Genomic DNA, 26,537 nt, shown 5'->3' with positions numbered 1-26,537 from the left:
ACAAGAACTTATTTAAAATCCCCTCATGGTTAGTTGATAATTTTTATTAAAAGTCTACTTTTAACAAGGATTTGTCTCCCCTGCTTGAAATAAAATACATTTCTCTATATAATACTCATATAGAAAAATGCCTATAGAAAGAGATTTATGTTACCATATCCATTTTCTTATTTTAATAGTATTTGGGGATTTCGTAAGCCCCTATCTCAACGTTTTGGTCTCAACTGGTTTCAACTGATTTTTACCAGTATTTTCCTGATTAGCTTGTCTATGGTCCCTATTGCCATCCAGAACAGTTCTCAGGAAACTTATCCTTTAGAAACTTTCATCGATGATGTCTACACTCCTTTGACGGATAGTGTGGTTCAGGATTTGGCTGCCAATGCAAAGATTGTAGATGGTAAGTTGAGCTATACAGGTTCATCTCCTCATCAAGCTTCTATCCAAATCGGAAACCCTTCTAGTTCAAACTTCCCTGAGGAATTACTTCTGAACTTTGAACCTGAGAAACTCATCATCAGCAAGCAAGGAAAAGAATTGACCAGCATTCGCTATCACGCGATAACGACTGAGAGCTTCCAAAGCAAGGAAAGCTTAACACAAGCCATTTCTAAAGACTGGTATCAACAGAATCGCGTCTATATTAGTCTCTTTCTTGTGCTTGGTTCTAGCTTCCTCTTTGGACTTAATTTTTTTATTGTTGCTTTAGGTGCTAGCCTCTTGCTCTACTTCACGAAAAAATCGCGTCTCTTTTCATTTAAAAGCTACAAAGAGTGCTATCATTTCATTTTGAACTGTTTAGGATTACCAACCTTACTTGCCATGATTCTAGGTCTCTTGGGGCAAAACATGGCAACTTTGATTACTGTTCAAAATATTTTATTTGTTCTATACCTGGTCACTATCTTTTACAAAACGCATTTCCGTGATCCAGACTACCATAAGTAGGAGATTATTATGCCTGTTACGATTAAAGACGTGGCCAAGGCTGCAGGGGTCTCACCCTCAACCGTAACCCGTGTTATTCAAAACAAATCAACCATTAGCGATGAAACTAAAAAACGAGTTCGAAAGGCTATGAAGGAACTCAACTACCACCCTAACCTCAATGCCCGAAGCCTGGTTAGTAGTTATACGCAGGTTATCGGCTTGGTTCTTCCAGATGATTCAGACGTTTTCTATCAAAATCCTTTCTTTCCTTCTGTCCTTAGAGGAATTGCACAAGTTGCTTCAGAAAATCACTATGCTATCCAGATTGCAACTGGAAAAGACGAAAAAGAGCGCTTAAATGCAATTTCACAGATGGTCTATGGAAAGCGTGTAGACGGTCTTATCTTCTTGTACGCCCAAGAAAATGACCCCTTGGTTAAACTCGTTACAGAAGAACAATTTCCCTTCCTCATCCTTGGGAAATCACTATCACCTTTTATTCCACTTGTTGACAACGATAACATCCAAGCCGGATTTGATGCAGCCGAATACTTCATCAAAAAAGGATGTAGCCGCATTGCTTTCATCGGTGGTGCCAAGAAACTCTACGTTACGCAGGATCGTCTAACAGGTTACCAGCAAGCCCTTCAAGAACACAATCTACCTCTTGATAGTCATCGTACTTTCTTTGCAGATGAATTTCTTGAAGAAAAGGGCTATAAATTTAGCAAACAACTTTTTGAATACGATCCAAAAACCGATGCTGTTATCACAACAGATAGCCTCTTAGCTGAAGGTGTTTGTAACTACCTCAACGAACATCAGCTTAATGTCCCTGTTCTCAGCTTTGACTCTGTTAATCCAAGATTAAACCTAGCGGCCTATGTCAATATTAATAGTCTTGCTCTTGGTCGCACTTCGTTTGAGACGATTCTTCAAATCATCAACGATGTCAAAGAAAATCGTCAAATCTGCTATCGTCAAGTGATTGCACATGAAATCATTGAAAAATAAGAAAAACCAACTCTAACATCTTTTTCTTAGAGTTGGTTTTTTGTAATCTATTTTTATAATTGATTAGTTTTCGACTTCGACAAATCGTCCTAGAATATGAACATTTTCTGAAACAGAAACAAAGGCTGTTGGATCAACTTGCTTCATGATCAGTTTAAAATCATTGAACTCTGCACGAGTGATAACCGTAATCAAAACAGCCTTACGTTCGTGGTTATAAGTTCCTTCAGCATCATGGATCATGGTTGCTCCACGATGCAATTTATTATGGATCTTCTCAATGACGGCATCTGGATTACTAGTGACAATCATAGCCTGCATGCGTTTTTGCTTGGTGAAAACTGCATCTGTCACACGACTTGAGACAAAGATGGTAATCATGGAATAAAGGGCATATTTCCAACCAAAGGTCACTCCAGCAATCAGCATAATTGTACCATTGACCAAGAAAGAGATACTTCCGACGTTACGACCAGTCTTCTTACGAATGGTTAAGCTGACAATGTCTGTTCCACCACTGGAGATGTTATGACGTAGAGCAAAGCCGATCCCCAGTCCCATAACAACACCCCCAAAAAGAGCATTGATGATTGGGTCCTCTGTCAAGACGACCACTGGCACAAACTGGATAAAGAGCGAGCTCATGGATACCGTGATAAAGGTAAAAATCGTGAACTTATGTCCAATTTGGTACCAAGCCAAAATCATGAGAGGAATATTGATGGCATAAAAGGCTACCGATATCGGGAAATGAAAACCAAACCAGTGGTTACTAAGGGCAGATATAATCTGGGCCAAACCTGTCGCACCACTTGAATAAACGTGCCCTGGTTGGAAAAAGAAATTGACGGCTACTGCTGATAGAAAACCATATACCAGAGAAGCTGAGATTTTTTCATCGTATTTTTCTCGAGAGATACTTTGTAAAACACGCAAAATCTTTACTCGATAAGCAAAGCGGCGAAGATAATGGTACCACTTTTTAGTTAGTTTCGTTTGTTTCATCTTGTTCTACTTGTAGATTAAGTTCCTCTAGTTGTTTAAGAGCTACTGTTGATGGTGCTTGCGTCATTGGGTCGCTAGCCTTGTTGTTCTTAGGAAAGGCGATGACTTCGCGGATATTTTCTTCTCCAGCGAGCAACATGACAAAACGGTCAAGTCCGATAGCCAAACCACCGTGTGGTGGGAATCCATAGTCCATAGCTTCCAAAAGGAAACCAAACTGGTCATTTGCTTCTTCAGCTGAGAAACCAAGAGCTTTGAACATACGTTCTTGAAGTTCTTTTTGGTTGATACGAAGACTACCACCACCAAGTTCATAACCATTCAAGACGATATCATAAGCAATGGCACGAACCTTAGCCAAATCACCTTCAAGCTCATGAGCAGTTTCTGCTTGAGGAAGGGTAAATGGATGGTGGGCACTCATGTAACGACCTTCTTCTTCTGACCATTCAAACATTGGCCAGTCAACAACCCAAAGGAAGTTAAATTTATCATTATCGATCAAGCCTAGTTCTTTAGCAATACGTCCACGAAGGGCACCAAGTGTTGCATTGGCTACTTCAAGCGTATCTGCTACAAAGAGAACCAAGTCCTTATCTTCAAGACCAAGTGCTGTTGTCAAATCTGCCTGAACGCCAGTCAAGAATTTAGCAACTGGACCATTTAATTCACCGTCAACAACCTTGACCAAAGCAAGACCTTTGGCACCGTACTGTTTGGCTACTTCAGTCATCTTGTCAATGTCTTTACGTGAATAGTTGTCCGCAGCTCCTTTGACCACAATGGCTTTAACGGCAGGAGCTTCTGAGAAGACTTTGAAATCTACACCCTTGACAAGATCTGTCAAGTCTTGAAGCAACATTTCAAAACGAGTATCAGGCTTGTCAGAACCATAAAGAGCCATGGCATCATCATACTTCATACGAGGGAATGGAAGAGCTACCTCGATCCCTTTTGTTTCCTTCATCACGCGCGCAATCAAGCCTTCTGTAATGTCTTGTATTTCTTGTTCAGTCAAGAATGAAGTTTCCAAGTCGACCTGAGTAAATTCTGGTTGGCGGTCACCACGCAAGTCTTCGTCACGGAAACATTTGACGATTTGGTAGTAACGGTCAAATCCCGCATTCATCAACAACTGTTTTGTAATCTGCGGACTTTGAGGAAGGGCATAGAAATGGCCCTTATTAACACGAGATGGTACCAAATAGTCACGCGCCCCTTCTGGCGTTGATTTAGAAAGGAATGGTGTTTCCACATCGATAAATTCTAACTCATCCAAGTAGTTGCGGATAGAATGCGTTACCTTGGCACGAAGTTTAAGATTTTCCAACATTTCTGGACGACGAAGGTCAAGGTAACGGTAACGTAGACGCGTATCATCGTTTGCTTCAATGCCATCCTTGATTTCAAATGGTGTTGTTTTAGCTGTGTTAAGTACAGTAAGAGCTGTTACATTCAGTTCAACTGCTCCAGTCGCCAACTTATCATTGGCCTGCTCACGTGCAGCAACTTGACCAGTCACCTCGATGACAAATTCACTACGAAGGCTTTCAGCTGTTGCCATCACCTCTGCAGATACTTTTTCTGGGTTGATAACCAACTGCATGATTCCTTCACGGTCGCGAAGATCGATAAAGATCAAACCACCAAGGTCACGACGACGTGCAACCCAGCCTTTCAAGGTAATTTCTTGTCCGATGTGCTCCTCACGAACACGACCAGCATACATACTACGTTTCATGTTTTCTCTCCTCTTTTATTCTGTTACTATTTTACCATAAAAGCGCAGGCTCTTCATGAAAATCATCAGAAAAGTTGAGAAGAATCCTGCTATAAATGAAAAAATCCAGCAAAGTCATTCGCTGGATCTTATTTTACTTGGAATTTCTTTATTTTTTACGCTTTTCAGCAATCTCTGCAGCCTTTTTAGGGAGAACAATCTCCGTTGCATAGGCTGTCGCAAATCGCATAATACCTGCAATTGGTGCAAAGATAACTGCTAGATTGTTATAAAAGAAATCCCCTTTAAAAGCATAGGCAAGCGCTCCAATGATAAAGAAGAGAACAACTGCCTGAATCACTGCTAATAATATCACTCGTTTCATGACTTCCTCCTGAGTCTATTATAGCATGAGAATCATTAAAAATCCGATTAAATTATTTAAAGCATGTAAAGCAATGCTGTAAGCCAGTCCACCCTTGCTGATATAAGCCAACCCCAAGCTCAAACCGAGGGAACCATACACTAGGAATTGTTGTGGAGTTCCAGGGAAATGAACGAGGGCAAAGATGATGCTTGTTACTAGTAGAAAGAGAGCTGTCTGCTTGATGTTATCCTGTTGAGGGAAGACATAACGAGCTAGCATACCTCTAAAGGTTAACTCTTCTGTCAGGGGCGCAAAGACAACTATCATGAAGAAAGCGAAGAGAGGTTGACTATGAGTCAATTGTTCTGCCGTCTGTTGATTGACTGATGGATCATTTGGCAAAAAGAATTGAGCAACAATGACAAGGGCCCATACCAAGGCAGGCAACCAGATGTATTTGTTAAGGGCTGTTTTTTCAATCGTAACGGTTCCTGTCTTATACCACTTGTAGGTAACGAAGGTGAAAATTCCTGCTAATAAGACATAAATTGGGACAGCAACATATTCAGGCGCACCCATTTTCATGGCTTCTAAGCCTACGCCCTGAATAAAACTATAGACCATAATAAATGATAAGAAAGTAAGACTATACCAGCCAATATTTTTAAGTGTTTTCATAAGATTCTCCTATTTGCCTTTATAACTATTTTTCAATACAAAGAGACATGCTAGGCCTAGAACAAGGACCCATGACAATAAAAGACCAAGATTTCCCAGAGACAATTCTCCTCCACCTTCTTTTAATAGACCTACAAAAGGACCGATAAAAGAATAGTCCAACAGTTTTTGAATCGTATCATTTCGAGAAGCAATCGTGGGTAAAAAAGAGACAATTAACATAGGAAAGATACTATAGACTTGCGCTTTAGATTGAGTATCTGATACTGCACCGATTAGAAGGTTGAGAAAAATAATACAAATAGTTGCTAGAAGCAAATAGATAGCATAGGCAAATAAATAACCAGATACGTTTACTTTAAGATAGATGGGAAGCACAATCATAGCAAGTAACATTATCAGAATAGGGAGAACAAGCATACTGAAAGTATATTCTGTTGCTGTCACACCACTTAGAATGAGTGATTTGAGATTTCGTTTTTCCTTATCTTCTGCCATCATAATCGATACCATGTAACCACTTCCCATGCTCAAGACCATCGTCAAGCTAGCAGATAGTAAAAATAGGCTCACTTCTCCATTCTTATTTAAAAATTCATTTAATAAAACAGCAATACCAAAAGGCATCAATAAAGTTGCTAACAAAGTTGAATTGCTAATAAGAACTTGTAATCTTAACCATAGTAGGGCATTTAATTTTCTAAACATCTAACTTTTCTCCTGTTAATCTGATAAAGATCTCTTCTAAAGTTGGTTCACAAGAGTGAACAACCATCAAATCTGTCGTGTCTAAATGCGGCAATTCTTCAAACAGAACTATTTGTTCTCTTCCATCTTTATAACCTACACGTACTTTCTTATCCACATGGTATTTTTGAATAATCTCTTGTGGACTTCCATACTCTATTAAATTTCCCTTATTTAAAAGAGATAAGCGATCACAAAGCAAAGTTGCTTCATTCATATCATGCGTGGTCAGAAAGATAGTTGTCCCAGCTTGTTTTAATTCTTGAAGTAGGGTATGAATCATCTTAGATGTTGTAGGGTCTAAGCCACTGGTTGGCTCATCTAGAAAGAGAATCTTTGGAGCATTCAGAAGGGCACGAGCCAAGAACATTCGTTGTTTCATTCCTGTAGATAGTTTTTCTGCGATAATATCTTTAGCATCTGCCAATCCAACCTGTTGGAGCACCTGATTTACTCTATCTGACTTGAGACCATATAACTTAGCGTAAATGAGAAGATTTTTGTAAAGACTCATCTTTTCATAAAAACCACTGCCATCACTAACTATACCGATTTGTTCCAAATCATTTGAGGTTAAATCTTGAGAATTCTTGCCTAACAAAATTGTGTTACCTTGATCTGCAGTCAACTGGCCTGTTAAGACATTGATCATAGTTATTTTACCTGAGCCAGAAGGACCAAGAAAACCAAAGATTTCACCCTCCTTAATCTCAAAAGAAATCTGATGAAGGGCTTTTTTACTCCCAAAACTTTTGCTTACATTTTCAACACGAATCATAGAAACTCCTTTATTTGAAATAACGTTTCACCATAGGTAACTGCATCACATTGATATAAACATGGATAGCTCCGACAAGTAAGAAGGCTAGTAGCTGAATCTCTCCTGTCAGTAAGGAAAAGAGATCAATCAGAAAGTAGAGACCTGGCAAGACATACTGATTTAATTGGAATAAAATCCGAAAACTCTGTTCCAAATTAGCCTGACGCTCCCCTTCGTCGTAAGAATTGATATAGTCCAAGACATCCTTTGGCATAGAGAAAAATACCATATCAAACTGACGCACAATCGCAATGGTTTTATAAAAATATTTTTGAGCATTAAAAATCAACACTAATCCCAAAAAAGAAAGAGATAAGGTTAGATTGCTTCTATTTAGTATAACCACTTCACTTGCTGAAATGAAGAGAGCCAATAAAATCGCTACGTTTGTAATATTAAAAGCAATGTTACCAAACTCAAGATTCCGGTACATTTGCACATAATAGGTTTCATTCAGGTCATCATCCATATCCTCTTGATACAAGGAATGAAATTTTCTGCTTTTCTTTAAGAAATTGAACGTCAAAAGAATGCTAATGAAACCTAACAGTAAACAAATAGTTGATATCCAGGGTATCAAGACTTTTACATCTAAAATAACTTCGTAGGATTCGGCACCGGCCTTAAACATCCCTACAAACATGCCCAAGAAACCTCCAAAGACAACAGCTGCTAAAAATAATAATAATCCACGTTTCTTTTCCATCTTTTAACCTCTTTCTAAAACAATCCAGCCAACCATTGACCAAAGGCTTTCCCTGATTCAAAAATAGTTGTCAATCCCTCTGCTCCAAGTGATACCAAAAGCAAACAAACAACAAGTAGGATAATAGCTTGGTTTCTTGCTTTTTTCGCTCCATCTCCCAAGGGTTCATTGCCAAGCCAACCTGCTAGATAAGCATAGGCTGTAACTGTTAAAATACCAATCTCCGTCGAAGAGAGAAACAAGAAGACTGTCACCAAACGAACGATATTGGCTTGAATGTTAAAATAATTTCCTAAACCTGCACAAACACCTGCAAGTGCTTTGTTCTCTGTATCGACTTGAAAACCTGCTAAAAACTCTTTCATAACTTTTCTCCTTTTACGATCTCTTTGAACTTTATTTTTTTCTCTACCCATCTAAAGACTAATAGCAGCACTATATTATTCCAGAAGAGGTACTTGCCTTCTACGATCGTAAACCAACCAAATAGGCTTCCAATCATAGCCAAAAGATTCACGATAAACACAACGATACATAGATAATAAATCACTTTATACTTGTTCATCACTCATCCTCCTCCAAGCGAAAAACTGACTCGACTGGCTCATTAAAGATCTGAGCAATCTTCAGAGCAATGACGATGGAGGGCGTGTACTCATCCCGCTCCAATAGACTGATGGTTTGCCTGGATACGCCTGCTAGCTTGGCCAGTTCAGTTTGATTCAGGCCATCGCGAGCCCGAAGCTCTTTTAGACGATTTTTTAGTTGCATGTTACACACCTACTCTCCGTCAAATTGAATCGTTTGAATATCCTCAATACGTTGTAGTTTGAATTTTTCTTTTCCCTTTTTATCTACACGTCGTAGCTTGATCCATTCCTCATCAACATCCACAACTTCCCAGTTATCTGTTCCAAATAATTGTCCAACGATGACCGGCGTTCTCCCAATCATTTCTTTTAATAATCTTGACATTTCTGTATTTCCTTTCTCTTTTCGCTCAAACTTTTTGATTTTATTCCCTAGTTTCTTGACCTTTTGGGTATGGTCGAGATAAAAGATTATCATAAGAGGTACAAATCCTAATGCCCACATAATCGTTCCTTTCTGCTATACTTTTCTTAACTTGATTTCATTGTAACACATCTTTTTATTTTTGACAAGTATCTTTGTCAAAAAGTTTAAGATTTTTGTCATTTTGCAAAAGAAAAAGGTCAGGAGTAAGATCCTAACCAGTTTATCTGTTATTAATACTCTTCGAAAATCAAATTCAAACCACGTCAGCTTCACCTTGCCGTACTCAAGTACAGCCTGCGGCTAGCTTCCTAGTTTGCTCTTTGATTTTCATTGAGTATAAAATCCTAATTTTTCAAAGATTTCTGAGAAGTTTTGGCTAATAGTTTCAAGTGAAACTTGAACTTCTTCTCGAGTTTGGTTGTTCTTGACTGTCACTTGTCCGCTTTCGACTTCGCTCTCTCCAAGAGTGATGAGGGTCTTAGCCTCAAAGACATCGGCTGACTTGAACTGAGCTTTGAGCTTACGGTTGAGGTAATCACGCTCTGCTTTGAAACCTTGTAGGCGAAGAGCTTGTACCAACTCCAAGGCTTTAAGATTAGCTCCTTCACCGAGAACAGCGATATAGACATCTAGGGCGTTTTCGATAGGGAGAGACACACCTTGCTTTTCAAGGATGAGAAGCAGACGCTCTACACCAAGTCCAAAACCAAATCCAGCAGTCTCAGGACCACCAAAGTAAGCAACCAAGCCATCGTAGCGACCACCTGCACAGACTGTCAAGGCATTGCCCTCAATCTCAGTGATGAATTCAAAAATCGTGTGGTTGTAGTAGTCCAAACCACGAACCATATTGGTATCGATGATGTAATCTACTCCAAGATTTTCCAGCATCTGACGGACAGCAGCAAAGTGGGCTTGGCTTTCTTCATCAAGGTAATCCAAGATAGACGGCGCATTCTCTACTGCCACCTTGTCTTCTTTTTCCTTAGAGTCCAAAACACGAAGAGGATTTTCTTCCAAGCGTCGTTGGCTATCCTTAGACAAGCTATCTTTCATAGGTATCAAATAGTCAATCAAGGCTTGACGGTAAGCCGCACGACTTTCAGGATTTCCAAGAGTGTTAAGATGTAGTTTCACACCTTGAACACCGATTGCTTTCAAAAAGTGGGCTGCCATAGCGATCGTTTCCACATCTGTGGCTGGATTACTTGATCCAAAGCACTCCACACCAATCTGGTGGAACTGGCGCAAGCGACCTGCTTGTGGACGCTCATAGCGGAACATTGGCCCCATGTAGTAGAACTTGCTTGGTTTTTGAACTTCTGGTGCAAAGAGTTTGTTTTCCACATAAGAACGAACGACTGGAGCAGTTCCTTCTGGACGGAGGGTAATATGGCGGTCACCCTTGTCATAAAAATCATACATTTCCTTGGTTACGATATCAGTTGTGTCTCCAACAGAACGACTGATGACTTCATAGTGCTCGAAAATAGGAGTACGTACTTCTGCGTAGTTGTAGCGTTTGAAGATTTCACGCGCAAAGCCTTCAACGTACTGCCATTTGGCAGACTCAGCAGGTAAAATATCCTGCGTTCCTTTTGGTTTTTGTAATTTCATAGGGAATCCTCTTTATAACTTAATAGTCCTATTTTACCATAAATGAAGGGATAGCGACAGTGTGAAAAGAAGACTAACACCTAAATTTCATTTTTGAGATTAAAACTAGCTAGAAGAATCGCAAGCAAGGAAAGCCCAACAAACAGAGCCCATGTTAACTGTATATCCCATACTGCCACCAGTGAAAAACAGGCCGTCCCCACTGGTATAGATAGAGTAAACAACAAACCTAAAAAATTACTGGTACGAGAGAGAACCTCTGGAGCAAGATTTTTCATGAGTAGAGCACTTATCTTTGGAGAAATTTTCCCAGAAACATACATGGTAAAAAAGACGAAAAGCATCCCGAGCAAGACTTGGTTTAACAAATTAGATAGACCAACTAGACTGGCTCCTAATGTAACCCACATCATCAATCTAGGCAGAGATTGCTTTCCAAAATAATCATTGCCCGTAAGGCTACTGATGATAACTGCTAATAAGGTAATCAATTGTAAGATAAACAATGCATCCTTGTAGGAAAAATTCAGTAAGGAATGATTTAAAAGGAAGATGTTATAGATACCACCTAAGGCACCACCCAAAGCATTGATAATCAAGATAGCAAAGAGCATAAAACCAAAGTTCTTATGTCCACTTTTAAGAAAAACGAGACGTAAGTTTCGGTAAATCGTTAAAAATTGATCTTTGATAGAAAGTTTCTCATTTTTCAGTGATTTACTATCTACAAGTGGAGTTGATAAGCTTAATTCAGCCCTTCCTAAAAAGAGAATGAGAGCTGACACTAGGAAAAATATGGCATTGATTCCCGCTACGAGCGAAAAGTTCTGTGTTGACACCCCTAATAGCCAAACTCCAAAAGCTTGGCCGCCAATCGCAGAGATGTAGTTAATAAACTGAGAAAAGGAATAGGCCTCCATCAGATCTGACTCTGCTACCTTTTCTTTAACGAGAGGCATTCGCAAGCCACCAGCAAAATCACTGGCTACATCACTAAGGACATTGATGAGGCAAAGGGTCGAAAAGGCAAAAAAACTAGCTTGCTGAACAACTAGGGCTGCTAGAAAAAATAAAACCGCCTGAAATAAACCGACATAGGTCATCCATTTGACCTTGTCCTTGGTATAATCTGCCCGAATTCCCACAAAAACTGTAAAAAGAGTTGGAAGCATCATCACAACATTCGCCATGGCAACGGCAACAGAAGCCTCTGGCAAAGTCGAGGCATATACCACAAATGCTAAATTAAAAATGGAAGCACCAAAAGCATTGAAAAATCGTGATAAGCTCAAAACTCTGTATGCTTGATTTCTTAGTAATAGTTTCATATAGATTCCTCTCTTTCTCACATACTACTTTTATTGTAGCTCTAGTATAGCATCAAGAATCTTACGAGAAGACATTTTTGAATATATGCAACAGACTAAACTGATAACGAAAACGATAGAATTTGTCTAATGCTAATAAGGATCTTCATAGTCCTATCGTTTCAAGTTATTTTATCTAGTTGCAGATATTCAACACTCCATGGCACTTCTATAATAGTCAGCAGATCTGCTACAACCAATCATCTCAAAAATACGAATAGCGTCCTCCATCTTTCTCTGCCCTTCCTCTGCTCTTCCTTGCTTACTATCAAGCAAACCTTCTGCCCATAGGTAGACTATTCGAAAATAGGTTTCATTTTCTTCAAAGAAGTTCTTTTCAATTTGTTTTTTAAAATAGAGGGCATTGGTAAAATCATCAATTTCAATACAGGCCATAAAAGCATTGAGGAGCAAGGTATGCATCATATTTCGATTTTTCCCAACTCCTTGCAAGAAATCTGACTTCCGCAACATTTCTCGAGTGTACTTTGTAAAAAGCTGGATCGACAAAAGAGGAGAGCAAGAAGAAAAAAACAACAGTTCATAGTGCCCCCAAATTTCAACAGAAAATAGATAATCATGTAGGGCTCTTTCTTCCTCAGAGGTCAATGTAACCGTCTCATCAATAGCTTTCATATAGGATTTTATCAAAATAGCATTGAGAATGTATTGCTGTTTATCCTTTGAAAAAGGAAGTTGTTGGTATTCTCTCTGGTAGAGAGTGCGCAAGGATGTTAAATCTTGAGGGTCGATAGCCTCGACTATTCTGTTTCTAAATTCAGAATAGGCATCCTGATGAAAACCTCTCGCCAAAAATAACAATTCTTCCATACTCGCATGAATATTTTCCAAAGCTGTGATTAACTTTGGAGCAGATATTTCACTTTGACCATTTTCAAAACGTGATAATAAGGATACTGAAAAGCGTCCCCCTGTTGCTTTTCTCAAGGAAATTTTTCTGGACTCTCTTAACTCTTTAAAAACTTTTCCTAAATTCTTCATACTCTTACCACTCGTCTTTTATTTTTTCCTATTTTACCACATTTCCTAATAAATACTAGTTCCAAGCTAGCATTTACAATCTGAGCTAGGCATGATACAATGAATAGCATCAGATATACGAAGGAGAACTCATGAAAAAGAATATCTTGACAACCCTTGTAGCTGCTCTTGTCTACTTTCTCTGTATCGGAGCGGGGGTTCTACTAGGGAACCTTGTCGACCACACTGGAAATATGTTTTACGCCCCTGCCTTTTCTGCTCTTGTGGGTGGTAGCGTCTATATGATCCTTTTAGCAAAGGTGCCTCGTTTTGGAGCGATTACAACGATTGGGCTTGTGATTTCTCTCTTTTTCCTCGGGAGCAAGCATGGTGCTGGTGCCTTTCTTCCAGGAATCATCTGCGGTCTTGCAGCAGATGGCATTGCTCATCTTGGCCACTACAAAGATAAGATCAAAAACCTTCTTTCCTTCCTAGTTTTTGCTTTTGGTACTACTGGTCCCATCCTACTCATGTGGATAACTCCTCAAGCCTATATCGCAACTCTCGTAGCTCGCGGAAAATCCCAGGACTATATCGATCGCATCATGGTTGCACCAAATCTCACTACCATCCTTCTCTTTGTAGCAAGCGTCCTTATCGGTGCTCTACTTGGTGCCCTTATTGGACAAGCGCTGAGTAAGAAGTTTGCAAATAAAATATGATAGAAAAAAGCCAGCCATCTCTCAGAACGCAGACAAACTCTATCTGTAATTAAAAAATTGCCCCTATAAAGGTTTGGCTATCATATAATGAAAACTCTTAGAAATGCTGAAACATGCCATTTTTAAGAGTTTTTTATTTTCTCTAGTAAAAGAAAAAGATTGAAGAAAATTGTCCAAAATTGACTTTTTCTTCAATCTGAGAGCTGGCTCTTTTTTTATTTATGACTTAATTTCTTGGTCAAGAAGTCTCCCAAGAATTGAATTGTAAAGATAATCAGGATAATGATGAGAGTCGCAAGGACTGTCACATCATGATTGAAACGGTTAAATCCATAAGCGATAGCTACGTTACCGATACCACCTGCTCCGACCGCTCCCGCCATAGCTGTTTCACCGACAAGGGAAATCAAGGTTACAGTTGTCACACGGATCAAGTCTGGTAGACCTTCTGATAGGTAAACACCCACGATGTCCCAGAAAGTAGCTCCACTGGCTTGAGCTGCCTCGATGACACCACCATCTAGCTCAGCCAATACCACCTGTACTTGACGAGCAAAGAAGGCAAAGACTGCAAAAGATAGGGGTACAATAGCCGCATTTGGTCCGATACTTGTCCCTACGATTAGATGAGAGAAGGGTGACAAGACAGCCAAGAGAATGATAAATGGCACCGCACGGAAGATAGAGGTAATCTTGTCTAAAATCCAGAAAACAACTTTATTTTCCAAGACACCACCTGGAGCTGTCAAGACAAGGAAAAGCCCTGCAACCAGCCCTAGGAAACCTCCGATGATGAAGGAAAGAACCGTCATATAAAGTGTCAAGTAGATTGCTGTTCCCCAGCCAGCTTGACCAGACCAACCCATCTTATAGACGTTTGGTAAGTATGCTTTAATCAATTCTGCCATCTTACTGTCCTCCCTTCAATACTTTTAGTTGCACACCAGCCTGACGGATAGCATCTTGAGCACTTGCCAAGGCTTCTTTTTCCCCTGACAAGACAACCACAAGTTCACCCACAGGAGTACCATCCAAAATTTCAATGTTCCCATAGAGAATATTGGCTGTTACTTGGTAGTGCTTGTACAATTCATTCAGAAGTGGTTCATCTGTAGAAGCGCCTGCATACTTGAGTTGTACCAAAATGCTATTTTCAGATAAGTGCTCTACGATTTCTTGTTTCTCAATCTTGACCATTGCTTCATCAATACCTGTCGCAGTTGAGATAAAGTCCTGAGTCAATGGTTGCTTAGGATCAGAGAAGATTTCAAGAACGCTACCTTCTTCAATCAAGCGGCCATCCTGCATCACTGCCACACGGTTAGCAATGTCTTTGACAATCTGCATCTCGTGTGTAATCAAGACAATGGTCAAACCTAGTTTACGGTTCAATTCTTGCAAGAGTGACAAGATTTGTTTCGTTGTCTTTGGATCAAGAGCTGAAGTTGACTCGTCTGAAATCAAGATTTTTGGATCATTGGCCAAGGCACGCGCAATAGCCACACGTTGTTTTTGACCACCAGATAATTGTGAAGGATAGTTTTCGGCACGATCTGCAAGACCAACTAAGTCCAACAACTTAGCTACTTTAGCCTTCTTTTCTTCCTTGCTGAGCCCAGAGTGTTTGAGAGCAAAGGCTACATTTTCCTCTGCTGTTTTCTGGCTCATCAGGTTAAAGTGTTGGAAAATCATCCCAATATCTTGACGTTTATGACGTAATTGCTCCGCAGTTAAGGTAACCTTGCCATCAAAAATTACATCATTATCTACAGTAATTCGACCTGCAGATGGTTTTTGCAAGAGGTTAATCACACGAACTAGGGTTGATTTCCCTGCTCCAGAATATCCAACGATTCCGTAGATATCCCCTTCTTGGATATGAATAGTCACATCCTTGACCGCTGTGATGGTTCTTTTCTTTTGGTGAAAAGTCACATCGATCTGATCTAACTTGATAATATCTCTACTCATAGCTTCTAATCAGCTCCTCTACTAATTCAATATGGGTGTAATAATCGGCGATTCGTACATTCTCGTCTCCACCATGGTCTCGGCTATTAGCATTTCCTAGACCAAAGGCAACCATAGGTACTTCTAAGGCATCAAAGACCGTATGCATAGGACCTGTCCCTGCAGTTGTTGGTAAGACTGAAACGCCCTGTGGATAGAATTTCTTGGCCAACTCAATAACATTGAGAATAGATGGTGCACTCATATCGCTTCGATAACTCATCTCACCCAAGGTATAGTATAATTCTACCTTATCAAAGCCGTTTTTGTCTAGTTGTTTCCGGATTTTATCCAAAACATCATGTGGGTCCAAGCCAGGAACCAAACGAACTTCTAGCTTGGCACTAGCCTCTGCTGGTAGAATCGTTTTAACTCCTTGCCCCTGATAACCAGACTGAATCCCTTCGATATTGAGTGCTGGTTCAAAGAAGAAACGTTTGAGAAAGGCTGTACGTTCCTCTTGTAAAAGTGGCAATTCCAAGCCATAAATCTGGCTGATTTCCTCTGGATTGCGTTGAGCATAGGTTTCAACCAAGGCTAACTCTCGTTCATTAGGCTCTTGAACCTCATCGTACAAGCCCTCAACTAAAATACGTCCATCTGCAGCTCGCAAACTAGTCAAGGCTTGAATCAGATACCAAGGCGCTGACTCTACAATACCGCCATAGCTAGAGTGGATATCCACATCGGCACTCTTGACCTTGGCATCAAAAGTCACAATTCCTTTGTTCCCACCAGAGATTTCTAGCTGTTCCAAGGCATTTTTGGTTCCTTGTTCCCAGACCAATAAATCTGCACCACGAAGCTTGTCCGCATGTTTTTCTAGATATTTGTCCAAGTCCATAGAGGCAGACTCTTCAGCTCCTTCCATGATGAAACTGATATTGACTGGTAGATCATCGTGATGCTGCATGTATTTTCTAAGAGCACTCAAGCGGGCAGTGATATGTCCCTTGTCATCATCAACCCCGCGTCCATACATAATGCCATCACGCACAGAAAGCGTAAATGGATCCTCTGTCCAGACTTGGTCGCCATCCGCAGGTACTGTGTCATAGTGGTTGTAGAAAATGATAGTCTTGGCATTTGGTCGTGAACTTTTAAAATGCGCCATGACAAAGGGTGCCGTATAACTCTCATCAATCTCGACTTCTGCACCTACACGCTTGAAGATCTCGCCTAGATAACGAGCCACCTCTTTAAGGCCGACTTGTTGGGCAAAGACTGATTTTTTAGAAATCAAGGTCCGCAAAACTTCAAAGTAATGTTGCGCTACATGATCCTTTTCAAACTTTTCAATTTGTTCTTCTTGGCTAGGGAAAACCATTTTCTCTCTACCTTTCTACTAGGACTTGTACCTTTGGAATCAATACAAGTGGATGTTCCTTTTCTTTAGTCTCTATATAAAAGCAAGAGGTGGAAAAAATCTCTCCCACCTCCCTGTGTTTATTACCAAACTGGTTGATCCAAGCCGTCTGAAGTTTCTTCGATGACTTTTTTCACTTCGTCAGTGTGGTAAGCTGCGATAATTTTCTTGATTGCATCAGCTTTAGGTGATGATTCCCAATCTTTTTTCGCAACGATGATGTTGTACCATTGTTTTGAGTTTTCGTCAGCTTGCTCTTTAAAGAGTGCTTTCTTGTAGTCCAATTTTGCTTCTGTAACAAAAGTGTTGTTTACAACTGCTGCATCAACTGAAGTCAATGAACGAGCTGTTTGGCTAGCATCCAACTCAGTGATTTTCAAGTTCTTTGGATTTTCTTTGATGTTTGCGATTGTAGCAAGTTCAGTTCCTGAAACATCCAATTTAATCAAACCTGCTGATTGAAGAAGGTAAAGGGCACGGCTTTCGTTAGTAGCATCGTTTGGAATTGCGATTTCACCGTTATTTGGGATTTCTTCCACTTTAGTGTACTTGTTTTCTTCCCCGTTTTTACCTGAGTAAAGGCGGATTGGTGAGATATAAGTATCTGCAATCGCTACAAGGTCTTTACCGTTTTCTTTGTTCCAGTTGTTCAAGAAGTTGTAGTGTTGGAAAGCGTTCAAGTCTACTTCACCATCAGCAGTTGCTTTGTTTGGTTGTGAGTAGTCTGTAAACTCTGTGAATTCCAATTTAATTCCGTCTTTTTCAACCAATTCTTGGACTTTATCCCAGCGTGCTTCTTCTGAACCGCTACGGTTAACAGTTGCGATTTTAACTGTAGTTGTGTTGTCTGCTTTCTTGTCTGAATTTCCGCAAGCTGCAAGTGCAAGGCCTGCTACTGTAGCGATAGCTGCTACGCCTAACCATTTTTTAATTTTCATGATTCGTTCTCCTTTAAAAATAATACTGTAATAGTATCTCACACTTTATTTGATTTCGCAAATTGTTATTAGATAGGCAGACATATAGTTTGAAACTATATGCCTAAAAGTTACAAAATCATCCACCTACGAGAGAATGGATGATTTACAAACTTATTTGATGTCAGCTTCTGCTGGGAGGTAAGAACCACCAAAGAACTGTTGAGATAATTTTTCAAGAGTTCCGTCTTTGTATAGTTCTTGGATGCGTTTGTCAACAAATGATTTCAATTCATCTTGACCTTTTGCAAGAAGTGGGTAAACGTAAGGTTGTTGGTCACTTGGAAGTTCGATGACTTTCAAGTTATCCAAACCTTGGTTTTTGATAACTGTTTCTACACCGATTTTATCAAAAATCTTGTAGTCAAATTGTCCATCGCTCAAACGTCCCATGATTTGTTGGAAGTCAGCTTTTGTGTAGTTAAGAACAGTTGGGTTATCTGCGTGTTGTTTGTTGTATTCTTCCAATTGTTTAGCTGATGTTGTTCCTTGAACGACTTCAGTAGATTTTCCACCGATATCATCAAGCGATTTGATGCTGTTATCATCTTTCTTAACTACGAGAACGTTAGGGTTTTTAGCAGTTGGTGCTGCGTAAAGATATTTTTCTGCACGTTCTTTAGTGTAGCTGATGTTGTTAACCGCCATTTGGTAACGATCTGCGTCAAGGCCTGCAAAGATTCCTGACCATTCTGTCTTTTCAAACTTGACATCATACTTGTCAGAGTCTTTAAAGATAGCGCGAACAACCTCAATCTCAAAACCAGTCAACTCACCGTTTTCTTCATAGTTAAATGGTTTTGGTGACGCGTTGGTTGCTACAACGATTTCTTTTTTACCAGATGTTACTTCACCAGATGCAGCATCTTTCTTTTCACCACCTGAGCAAGCTGCCAATACACCTGCGGCTACAAGCCCTAGGGCAGCAAGTGATGAATATTTAACGATTTTTTTCATGATATTTCCTCCAAAATAGAATACAATCTTATCTTAACAGAAAAAAAGGAATTACGCTATTATATGATTTCTATATTTGTGATAGGTTTTCTTTATGACTGATTAAAAGACCAAACGTAGGACTGCTATCAAGACTACTCCAAAGAGAACAGTCCCAACCAGATTACGGTAACGAAAGGCTACAAAAGCCGTTGGAAAGACTGCTAAAAAGTCTAACCACTTTATCTGCGGAAGGCTTCCAACTTTTCCTGTCACCACACTTGAAAGAATCAAGGCAAAGATAATAGAAACTGGTAGAAATTTCAAAAAGCGCTCTACGATAGGCGGCAAACCCTTGTACTTGGCTAGGATAAAAGGAATCATTCTTGGAATCCAAGTCACCAAGCCAGAAAAAACAATTGCTAATAAAATATACTTACTGACCATCCAAGACCACCCCCATGGTACAACCTAGCAAGGTCGCAAACAGAACAGCTAATGACTGAGACACCACCGTCAAGAGCAAAAAGAAAGATACAGCTACAACTGCTAAAATTATGAAGAGATTGCGCAAAGGAATCCGTTTTTGCATAATCTGAAATTGGGAAGTAAAAATCCCAATAAACATCCCCACTAGGGCAAAATCTAAGCCAAAAATTTCTGGATTTGGTAGAAGTCCACCTAGAGCAGTTCCGACAACAGTTCCGACAAACCAAGCTACATAGCTGTTAAGGTTGTTCCCGTGCATCCACATAGGATTGACCTTATCCGTATGCACCAACTCGCCCATCAAAACGCCATAGGTCTCATCGGTCAAGAGGCTAGACATACCGATGTTTTGCCAAAGACTGGTATGGCGAAAATAGGTCGATGCATGCAAACTGAGCAAGAAGAGACGCAGATTAATCAAAAAGACCGTCATGGCAATGGCTGCCACAGGCGCTTGAACTGCTATCAAGGCTATCATGGCAAACTGAGCACTCCCAGCATAGACAAAGAGACTCATCAAACCCATTTCTACTGGTGTCACATAGGGCGAACCGATAATGCCACAGGCAAGACCGATGCTAACATAGCCCAGAGCCGTCGGTACCGCAGCCTGCACACCCTCCCAAAATCCTTTTTCTTTCATAGACTTCCTCACTAATCATTCCTTCAGTAACTACTTTCCAAACAGTCACAGCAAACATTATTATAACATATTCGTAAAATAGAAAAAAGTCTGCTGATTGACAAGAACAGAAAAAGACTGGGAGGCCAGTCTCATGATGCAACTTATAAACTATTTTAGATTTAATACCCAAATACCAATAAACTAACAACGATTAAAAATGTATTCCACACGATATGAAGAGCCATTGGCCAATAAACTGAACGAGTATAACGAAATAGCATACCGAACAAGAGACCTGCTCCTGCATAAACTATGAAATCTGTTAACACCCAGCCATACTGTAAAACATGGATAAGACTAAAGAGTGTGGAGGAAACGACGACATCAACATAATACTTTTTAAATTTGGACAATGCCGTCATCAGAAGCCCACGAAAAACCAACTCTTCAACGATAGGAGCAATGAGACTGCCATAGAGAATGCGCATAATAAAGTAACTAATTCCTGTCAAATTAGCAGCTTCTTTCATCATTTCGCTCCCATTTTGCGTGCTAGGAAAAATCAGAGTCGTTAAATTTACCCACACAAACATCAGTATAAAGAAAAGAAAGAAGACACCCAGATAAGCCCAACGGAACTGGAAGCGACCGCATTCTTTCCAACCTTGACTCTTTACAAGAACCACTGTAGCAGCAATCCCCTCAAGAGCTATCAATAAAATTTGTAAGCCATAAAATCCAAAATCTGATAATTGGTCAACAAATTCTAACCTTGCTACACAATTAAAAATTAAGTAATAGGTGACTATTATCAAAACAGTTGACAAGTAGAATTTCTTATCTTTCTTTTTCATCGTTGATCCTTTTAAGTTTTAGTTACACCATCTTCCAGCTAAACTTACCTAAATCCCTTTTATCCAATCAGAAGCACCACGATGAGGACTCATCCCTTGATTTAAGATTCTTAAAATCCACTAAAATAACAAGGGTAGAATTTGAGCAATGGCATTATTAACTATATGCAGTCCAATAGGCCAATAAATAGACTTTGTCACTCTAAAAAAGACTGCCATTATTAGACCACTACCCATATATACGAAAAAGTCTGTCAAGACCCAACCATGACTACTGATATGCAGAATTCCAAATAAAGTAGCCGAACCGAGCACATCCAGTCCCCATTTCTTCCCTTTTTCCAAAGTGGTCATCACCAATCCACGATAGATCATCTCTTCAAAAATGGGACCTGCAATCACTGGATAGAAAAAATACATCAAAAATGCAGTAGGACCTGTAAAAGTAGGAAGATCCAGTTGATAAGAAATTGCATTTTGGGTAGGTGGGAAAAGAATAGCTTTAACGAAATTCCAAACAAAAAAAGCTAGAAGAGCTAAAAAAGAATAGAAAAGATAGGACCCTTTAAATTTTCTGCTATTGATTTGTTGCCATTTCCCTGACCAAATTATGGCAAGAAGCGCAAGCAAAACTACAAGAAAATTCAACATCATATCCGAAAAGTAATAGCTAAAATCAGATAGACCAACAGCAAAGTCGTTGTGTAAAACCAGACCACTGAAGTACTGGTAAGCAATGACAAGTAGAATAGCCACAAAAAAGTAGTAGCGTGAGATTATCTTTTTCATATATCACCCTTCTAAAATCCAAACACTAATAAACTAACAATTAATAAGAAGGTGTTCCATGAAGCATGTAAAGCTATGGTCCAATAAATAGAACGTGTATAGCGAAACATCATGCAAAATATCAAGCCCATTCCAAAGTAGAGTATGAAATCTGTCGTTATCCAACCATGCTGTAAAACATGCATAGCACCAAATATGGCAGCTGAAACCAAAACATCAATATAGTAGTTTTTAAATTTAGACAAGCTTGTCATCAAAAAGCCACGACACATGATTTCTTCTGTTATAGGTGCGATAAGGCTACCGTAAAGTACACGCGTAATAAAATAGCTAATTCCTGTCAAACTAGTGGCTACTTCCACTACCGTACTTCCATTTTGCGTACGAGGAAAGATACGAGTTGCTAGATTTGCCCACACAAATAATAAGAAAAAAGAAAGAAAGAAAGAAAACACCTAGGTAAGACCAACGAAACTGGAATCGACCACATTCTTTCCAATGTTTACTTTTGACAAGAATAATAGTTGCTACAGTTCCCAGAATAAATACCAATAAAACCTGGAATATATAGTAGATCTCATCAGACAAAGTACCAGTAAAATCTAAGTCTGGTATGACATTAAAAATGAGGTAATTAGTCAAAATCAACAACCCGGTTACTAGATGAAATTTCATTTCTTTCATTTTCTTCATTAAATTACTTCCTATACTATTTTATCGACGACGTCTTAACCACTCACCTGTTGGATCTACAGCCCAATCAAAAGCACCACGATGAGGACTCATAACTTGATTTATGATTCTCAAAATCCTCTAAAATAACAAAGGAAGTATATGCACGATACCGTTATAGACTATATGCAGTCCAATAGGCCAATAAATAGACTTTGTCACTCTAAACAAGACCGCAAATATAATACCGCCGCCCATATATACGAAAAAGTCTGTCAAGACCCAACCATAATTACTAATGTGCAAGATTCCAAACAAAGCAGCAGAACCAAGCACATCCAGTCCCCATTTCTTCCCTTTTTCCAAAGCGGTCATCACCAATCCACGATAGATCATCTCTTCAAAAATAGGGCCTGCAATCACAGGATAGAAAAAATACATCAAAAACGCCGTAGCGCCTGTAAAAGTCGGAGCAGCGAGTTGGTAAGCAAGTCCATTTTGGGTAGGTGGGAATAGGAAAAATTTGATAAAATTCCAAATAAATAAAGCAAGAAAAGCTAAAAAAGAATAGAAAAGATAGGATCCTTTAAATTTTCTACTGTTGATTTGTTGCCATTTTCCTGACCAAATCATGGCAACAAGAGCAAGCAAAACCACAAAAAAGTTCAACATCATATCCGAAAAGTAATAGCTAAAATCAGATAGAGAAACAGCAAAGTCGCTGTGTAAAACTAGACCACTAAAATACTGGTAAACAATGACAAGTAGAATGGCTACAAAAAAGTAGTAGCGTGAGATGATCTTTTTCATTCTATTTTCTCCTATACTATGGAATGAAGACAGTATAACACGAAAAATTCCATATTTTAAAAAATCGCATATTTGACATTTTTTCTGGTAGGAATTTCACATTTGTGATTTCTAACTAATCGATAAGTGCTTTGTATTGCTGTAAGCGTAGTTCAAAAAGAGCTGTTAATTGTGGGTTTTCTAATATTTGTAGAGATTGGATAAAGTGTTCAATCTCTTTTTGATTGCTTCCCTTGGTCTGAAGGAAAATACTCATTTTCTTTAAAAACTGCCACAGTAATTTCTCAAAAACATCGTACGGGCGAAGTATGCTCTCCAACTCGGCTTCAAAGATTGGGATGTAAGAGAAAAGTTTGCGCTCCATGAACTCTGAGATGATATTGAGATACCCACTCTTCATATACAGTCGATTGTGTACTAACTCTTTAAATTCCTTGGATTTTTCAAGTAAGGAGGTTGATAAAAAGATCAGATCTTGATTGCTCAAAAAAGGCATGGTATTGCAAAAGATATAGAGTTCAAACCAGGTCCAAGACTCAATAGCGTAGAGATAGGTGGTCAAAAACTCGCTATCCTCCTCTGCTAGTGGGTAGCTTTTATCTAGTGAATGGATAGCATCTTTAATCACAATAGAGTTCAAACGACGATAGGTCTGCGCCATCTGTTCTTGCTCGACTTCCTCCAAGAGTTGCTCTAAACCAGCTATATCTTGATGGGCAAAGCGATCCACAATCCTTCTACCAATTCGCATATGTGGAGATTCTTGGTAGTTGTTGAGTTTGTGTCCAAACTCATCAAAGGTCATATTGATTCCTTGGATAGCTAGAATTAACTTATCCGCAGACAGCATAGACTGCCCTAGTTCAAACTTGGATAGCTGAGATGCCGTTAGTCCAGCACAAGCCACATCTGACTGCTTGAGCTTTCTTGCCAGGCGCAATTCCTTATAAAATTCTCCTAATTCCTGTTTTTCAATCATGGTCAAACTCCCTTTTAAATATTCCCTTTACTATTCTATTCGTAAAAACTTTTACTTTTTTAATATATTATAAAATATTTAAGCAAAAAAGCCAGCTTAAAGCTGACTTTCTATTCCATAGTATCAAAAGCGAGACTTGGTTTTGCATTTAGCTCCAAGCTTGCAAAGTTTTCTTTGTTCCACTCGCTAACGCTGGCATAGGCAATCATACCTGCATTATCTCCGCAGAGGCGCAGAGGTGGGATGATGACCTTGACATCTGTGATTTCGGCTGCTAGGCGTTCTCTGAGAGCTTTATTAGCTGCTACACCACCAGCCACAACTAGGGTTTTAACAGGATATTTCTCCAAGGCCTTCTTGGTTTTAGCCATGAGAATATCCAGGACAGCTGCTTGGAAGGACGCACACAAGTCCTCTGTAGACAGGCTTTCTCCCTTTTGCTCGGCATTGTGATGAAGATTGATAAAGGCAGATTTCAAACCTGAGAATGAAAACTCCAGATTATCTTCCTTAATCATGGCACGAGGAAAATCATAAATATCCTGCCCCTGATGAGCTAGCTCGTCAATCTCGCGACCGGCTGGATAGGTCAAGCCCATGACACGGCCGACCTTATCATAGGCCTCGCCAACCGCATCATCTCGCGTTTCCCCAACAATCTTGTAATCACCAGCCTCAGAAACATAGACCAACTCTGTGTGCCCACCACTTACTAAAAGTGCTAGCAAGGGGAACTCCAAAGATTCGACACTTTGAGCCGCCATGAGGTGACCAGCCATGTGGTTAACAGGAATTAGTGGAAGTCCATGCGCCCAAGCAAAGGCCTTGGCAGCTGACAGACCAACTAGCAAGGCTCCGACTAAGCCAGGCCCATAGGTAACCGCAACTGCTGTCACATCTTCTTCACTAATTCCTGCCTCTGCCAGCGCCTCCTCGATACAGGCTGTAATAACCTCGACATGGTGACGGCTAGCTACTTCAGGCACTACGCCACCAAAACGTTTATGACTCTCGATTTGACTAGCAATGACATTGGACAAGAGCTGGTCGTCGTTTTTTAAGACGGCGACACTAGTCTCATCACAGGATGTCTCAAATGCTAAAATATATCTATCCTTCATCTATTTCTCTCTTCATGATGATGGCGTCCTCAACTGGATCATGGTAGTAGGCCTTTCGCTCAGCGATGACCGCCATTTTTTCTTTCTTGTAAAATGCTTGCGCTCGGTGGTTTGACTTTCTAACTTCGAGGAAAATCTCCTTGTCTGTCGGCAATTGAGCAAACAAGGCTGACGCAATTCCCTGACCTTGATAGGCTCCTTTGACAGCGATTTGCAGGACTTCTGCTTCAAAGATATTTTCCTGAACGGCTAAAAACCCAATCACCTCTATCCCTTCGTAAGCCAATGCATACCAAGTCTGGTCTTGAGACATATCTGCTTGGATTTGTTCCAACGTCCAAGGACTGACTGGATAAACATCTGTCATGACAGCGTAGATTGCTTGAGCCAGATCAGGTTGCTGTTGGATTCGTTTGATTTCTATCATAGGCGTTTGATGTAAGATTCGCCAGACTCGGTGTGGTTCTTGAGCCAATTTTCCTCAGCTTCGACACGTTTGAGGTAATTCGGCACAAAATCGTGCAAGGAGTCTGCTTCCTTGTCCCAGGCCAAAAGAGCAAGATTAGCTGCATTTGGCAAGGTTTCTCGGTAGTTGGCTTGTGGCAAGTGTTCTTGGATTTGTTCAACAAAGGCTCCAACTTCACCGACAAAGGTCACCTGTTCAGCATCTTTGACTTGCTCCAAAACTTCTGCAAAGGATAGATGCGCTTCTGGAAAGACAGGTTGAGCATTGTCATAAAACCCTGCATAAACATTGTTACGACGCGCATCCATCAAAGGGACAAACAAGCCTTCTTGTTGGTATGGCACCAGAGCCAAGAGGCTAGACATGCCCACTAACTCGATATTTAGAGTGTGAGCCAAGGTCTTGGCAGTTGCTACCGCGATTCGCAAACCTGTGTAGCTACCTGGCCCCTCTGCTACAACGATTCGATCCAAATCTTTAGGCGTCAAATCTAGACTAGCCATCAAAAAATCGATGGCAGGCATAAGGGTAATACTGTGATTTTTCTTGATATTGATTGTCGTCTCGGCAAGAAGCTGCTTGTCCTCTAAAATAGCTAGAGAAAGAGTCTTGCTGGACGTATCAAAAGCTAATACTTTCATAACACATTCCTATCTTTTTGTCTGTTTACTATTATACTACAAAAGAAGGCGCATGGGAATTTTCTTTGTTTTGAAACAAAAATCATGGTGAAAAGAAATTATCAAAAACAT

30 protein-coding genes and 2 pseudogenes are annotated in these 26,537 nt (G+C 39.9%); 3 read left to right on the top strand and 29 right to left on the bottom strand.

The window, feature by feature from the left end:
- Positions 1–147: 147 nt before the first annotated feature.
- Both QM460_RS02125 and QM460_RS02120 read left to right on the top strand, forming a co-directional pair.
- A complete protein-coding gene (locus tag QM460_RS02125; protein ID WP_414289101.1) occupies positions 148–948 on the top strand; it encodes a DUF1189 domain-containing protein in 801 nt (266 codons plus the stop codon).
- Between the two features lie 9 nt (positions 949–957).
- Positions 958–1,944: a LacI family DNA-binding transcriptional regulator gene (locus QM460_RS02120; RefSeq protein ID WP_414289099.1), complete on the top strand. Its 987-nt coding sequence runs from the start codon at positions 958–960 to the stop codon at positions 1,942–1,944.
- Between the two features lie 63 nt (positions 1,945–2,007).
- On the opposite strand, the gene QM460_RS02115 is transcribed toward QM460_RS02120, so the two are convergent.
- The 14 genes and pseudogenes from QM460_RS02115 to QM460_RS02050 all read right to left on the bottom strand — a co-directional run bounded on the left by QM460_RS02115 (position 2,008) and on the right by QM460_RS02050 (position 12,990).
- Entirely contained in the window at positions 2,008–2,949 is a 942-nt protein-coding gene (locus tag QM460_RS02115; protein ID WP_000814911.1) for a YitT family protein, read from the bottom strand.
- A complete protein-coding gene (gene aspS / locus QM460_RS02110) occupies positions 2,927–4,690 on the bottom strand; it encodes an aspartate--tRNA ligase (protein ID WP_414289097.1) in 1,764 nt (587 codons plus the stop codon). The genes QM460_RS02115 and aspS overlap by 23 nt, the downstream gene beginning before the upstream one ends.
- A 148-nt stretch (positions 4,691–4,838) precedes the next feature.
- A complete protein-coding gene (locus QM460_RS02105) occupies positions 4,839–5,054 on the bottom strand; it encodes a hypothetical protein (RefSeq protein WP_000832173.1) in 216 nt (71 codons plus the stop codon).
- An 18-nt stretch (positions 5,055–5,072) separates the two neighbouring features.
- Positions 5,073–5,714 (bottom strand): lysostaphin resistance A-like protein, encoded by a 642-nt coding sequence (locus QM460_RS02100; RefSeq protein ID WP_414289095.1) that lies wholly within the window; start codon positions 5,712–5,714, stop codon positions 5,073–5,075.
- 9 nt (positions 5,715–5,723) lie between these two features.
- Positions 5,724–6,422 (bottom strand): ABC transporter permease, encoded by a 699-nt coding sequence (locus tag QM460_RS02095; protein ID WP_414289094.1) that lies wholly within the window; start codon positions 6,420–6,422, stop codon positions 5,724–5,726.
- Entirely contained in the window at positions 6,415–7,239 is an 825-nt protein-coding gene (locus tag QM460_RS02090; protein ID WP_414289093.1) for an ABC transporter ATP-binding protein, read from the bottom strand. The genes QM460_RS02095 and QM460_RS02090 overlap by 8 nt, the downstream gene beginning before the upstream one ends.
- A gap of 10 nt (positions 7,240–7,249) precedes the next feature.
- Complete coding sequence (locus QM460_RS02085; protein WP_414289091.1) at positions 7,250–7,987, bottom strand: DUF3169 family protein; 738 nt, start codon at positions 7,985–7,987, stop codon at positions 7,250–7,252.
- A 14-nt stretch (positions 7,988–8,001) separates the two neighbouring features.
- A complete protein-coding gene (locus tag QM460_RS02080) occupies positions 8,002–8,352 on the bottom strand; it encodes a PspC domain-containing protein (RefSeq protein WP_075227913.1) in 351 nt (116 codons plus the stop codon).
- Positions 8,349–8,552, bottom strand: coding sequence for a hypothetical protein (locus QM460_RS02075; protein ID WP_414289089.1), 204 nt, complete (start codon positions 8,550–8,552; stop codon positions 8,349–8,351). The genes QM460_RS02080 and QM460_RS02075 overlap by 4 nt, the downstream gene beginning before the upstream one ends.
- Positions 8,552–8,758 carry a helix-turn-helix transcriptional regulator gene (locus QM460_RS02070; RefSeq protein ID WP_001176235.1) on the bottom strand — a complete coding sequence of 69 codons (207 nt, stop codon included), beginning with the start codon at positions 8,756–8,758 and terminating at the stop codon, positions 8,552–8,554. Before QM460_RS02070 ends, QM460_RS02075 begins: the two co-directional genes overlap by 1 nt.
- Positions 8,759–8,767: 9 nt before the next feature.
- A pseudogene (locus QM460_RS02065) lies at positions 8,768–9,235 on the bottom strand (hypothetical protein).
- Between the two features lie 96 nt (positions 9,236–9,331).
- The gene (hisS, locus tag QM460_RS02060; RefSeq protein ID WP_414289087.1) at positions 9,332–10,621 is read right to left on the bottom strand and encodes a histidine--tRNA ligase; all 1,290 of its coding nucleotides are present in this window, start codon (positions 10,619–10,621) and stop codon (positions 9,332–9,334) included.
- Between the two features lie 80 nt (positions 10,622–10,701).
- Entirely contained in the window at positions 10,702–11,949 is a 1,248-nt protein-coding gene (locus tag QM460_RS02055) for a transporter (protein ID WP_414289085.1), read from the bottom strand.
- 189 nt (positions 11,950–12,138) lie between these two features.
- Positions 12,139–12,990, bottom strand: a complete 852-nt coding sequence (locus QM460_RS02050; protein ID WP_414289083.1) for an Rgg/GadR/MutR family transcriptional regulator — start codon at positions 12,988–12,990, stop codon at positions 12,139–12,141.
- Between the two features lie 131 nt (positions 12,991–13,121).
- Here QM460_RS02050 and QM460_RS02045 point away from each other — a divergent pair, with 131 nt between their 5' ends.
- Complete coding sequence (locus tag QM460_RS02045) at positions 13,122–13,691, top strand: MptD family putative ECF transporter S component (RefSeq protein ID WP_414289082.1); 570 nt, start codon at positions 13,122–13,124, stop codon at positions 13,689–13,691.
- Between the two features lie 215 nt (positions 13,692–13,906).
- Here the strand turns inward: QM460_RS02045 and QM460_RS02040 are convergent, their stop codons facing one another.
- From QM460_RS02040 to tsaB, 15 genes and pseudogenes are all read right to left on the bottom strand, one after another.
- Positions 13,907–14,599, bottom strand: a complete 693-nt coding sequence (locus tag QM460_RS02040; RefSeq protein WP_004250431.1) for a methionine ABC transporter permease — start codon at positions 14,597–14,599, stop codon at positions 13,907–13,909.
- A gap of 1 nt (position 14,600) precedes the next feature.
- The gene (locus QM460_RS02035; RefSeq protein ID WP_223339651.1) at positions 14,601–15,662 is read right to left on the bottom strand and encodes a methionine ABC transporter ATP-binding protein; all 1,062 of its coding nucleotides are present in this window, start codon (positions 15,660–15,662) and stop codon (positions 14,601–14,603) included.
- Positions 15,655–17,028 carry a M20 family metallopeptidase gene (locus QM460_RS02030; RefSeq protein ID WP_000231835.1) on the bottom strand — a complete coding sequence of 458 codons (1,374 nt, stop codon included), beginning with the start codon at positions 17,026–17,028 and terminating at the stop codon, positions 15,655–15,657. The genes QM460_RS02035 and QM460_RS02030 overlap by 8 nt, the downstream gene beginning before the upstream one ends.
- Positions 17,029–17,150: 122 nt before the next feature.
- Positions 17,151–18,005: a MetQ/NlpA family ABC transporter substrate-binding protein gene (locus QM460_RS02025; RefSeq protein WP_000694516.1), complete on the bottom strand. Its 855-nt coding sequence runs from the start codon at positions 18,003–18,005 to the stop codon at positions 17,151–17,153.
- Positions 18,006–18,158: 153 nt separating this feature from the next.
- Positions 18,159–19,001 (bottom strand): transporter substrate-binding domain-containing protein, encoded by an 843-nt coding sequence (locus tag QM460_RS02020; RefSeq protein ID WP_414289080.1) that lies wholly within the window; start codon positions 18,999–19,001, stop codon positions 18,159–18,161.
- Positions 19,002–19,103: 102 nt separating this feature from the next.
- Positions 19,104–19,427, bottom strand: a complete 324-nt coding sequence (locus QM460_RS02015) for an AzlD domain-containing protein (RefSeq protein ID WP_045762538.1) — start codon at positions 19,425–19,427, stop codon at positions 19,104–19,106.
- Positions 19,417–20,112 carry an AzlC family ABC transporter permease gene (locus QM460_RS02010; RefSeq protein WP_414289078.1) on the bottom strand — a complete coding sequence of 232 codons (696 nt, stop codon included), beginning with the start codon at positions 20,110–20,112 and terminating at the stop codon, positions 19,417–19,419. The genes QM460_RS02015 and QM460_RS02010 overlap by 11 nt, the downstream gene beginning before the upstream one ends.
- A 161-nt stretch (positions 20,113–20,273) precedes the next feature.
- Complete coding sequence (locus QM460_RS02005; RefSeq protein ID WP_375555424.1) at positions 20,274–20,948, bottom strand: CPBP family intramembrane glutamic endopeptidase; 675 nt, start codon at positions 20,946–20,948, stop codon at positions 20,274–20,276.
- Positions 20,949–21,068: 120 nt separating this feature from the next.
- Complete coding sequence (locus tag QM460_RS02000; RefSeq protein ID WP_414289076.1) at positions 21,069–21,737, bottom strand: lysostaphin resistance A-like protein; 669 nt, start codon at positions 21,735–21,737, stop codon at positions 21,069–21,071.
- Positions 21,738–21,748: 11 nt separating this feature from the next.
- Positions 21,749–22,430, bottom strand: a pseudogene (locus QM460_RS01995) (lysostaphin resistance A-like protein).
- 120 nt (positions 22,431–22,550) lie between these two features.
- Positions 22,551–23,219, bottom strand: a complete 669-nt coding sequence (locus QM460_RS01990) for a lysostaphin resistance A-like protein (protein WP_414289074.1) — start codon at positions 23,217–23,219, stop codon at positions 22,551–22,553.
- 115 nt (positions 23,220–23,334) lie between these two features.
- Positions 23,335–24,198: an XRE/MutR family transcriptional regulator gene (locus QM460_RS01985; RefSeq protein ID WP_414289072.1), complete on the bottom strand. Its 864-nt coding sequence runs from the start codon at positions 24,196–24,198 to the stop codon at positions 23,335–23,337.
- A 110-nt stretch (positions 24,199–24,308) separates the two neighbouring features.
- Complete coding sequence (gene tsaD / locus QM460_RS01980; protein ID WP_414289070.1) at positions 24,309–25,319, bottom strand: tRNA (adenosine(37)-N6)-threonylcarbamoyltransferase complex transferase subunit TsaD; 1,011 nt, start codon at positions 25,317–25,319, stop codon at positions 24,309–24,311.
- On the bottom strand, positions 25,309–25,746 hold the full coding sequence (gene rimI / locus QM460_RS01975) for a ribosomal protein S18-alanine N-acetyltransferase (RefSeq protein ID WP_414289068.1): 438 nt from the start codon (positions 25,744–25,746) through the stop codon (positions 25,309–25,311). The genes tsaD and rimI overlap by 11 nt, the downstream gene beginning before the upstream one ends.
- Positions 25,743–26,426, bottom strand: coding sequence for a tRNA (adenosine(37)-N6)-threonylcarbamoyltransferase complex dimerization subunit type 1 TsaB (gene tsaB / locus QM460_RS01970; RefSeq protein ID WP_414289067.1), 684 nt, complete (start codon positions 26,424–26,426; stop codon positions 25,743–25,745). Before tsaB ends, rimI begins: the two co-directional genes overlap by 4 nt.
- Between the last annotated feature and the right edge of the window lie 111 nt (positions 26,427–26,537).

It is taken from the genome of Streptococcus infantis, assembly GCF_047464415.1.
GTDB classification, from domain to species: Bacteria; Bacillota; Bacilli; order Lactobacillales; family Streptococcaceae; genus Streptococcus; species Streptococcus infantis_AE.
Note: the sequence above shows the minus strand (reverse complement) of the source record. Positions and strands in the feature narration are given on the sequence as shown.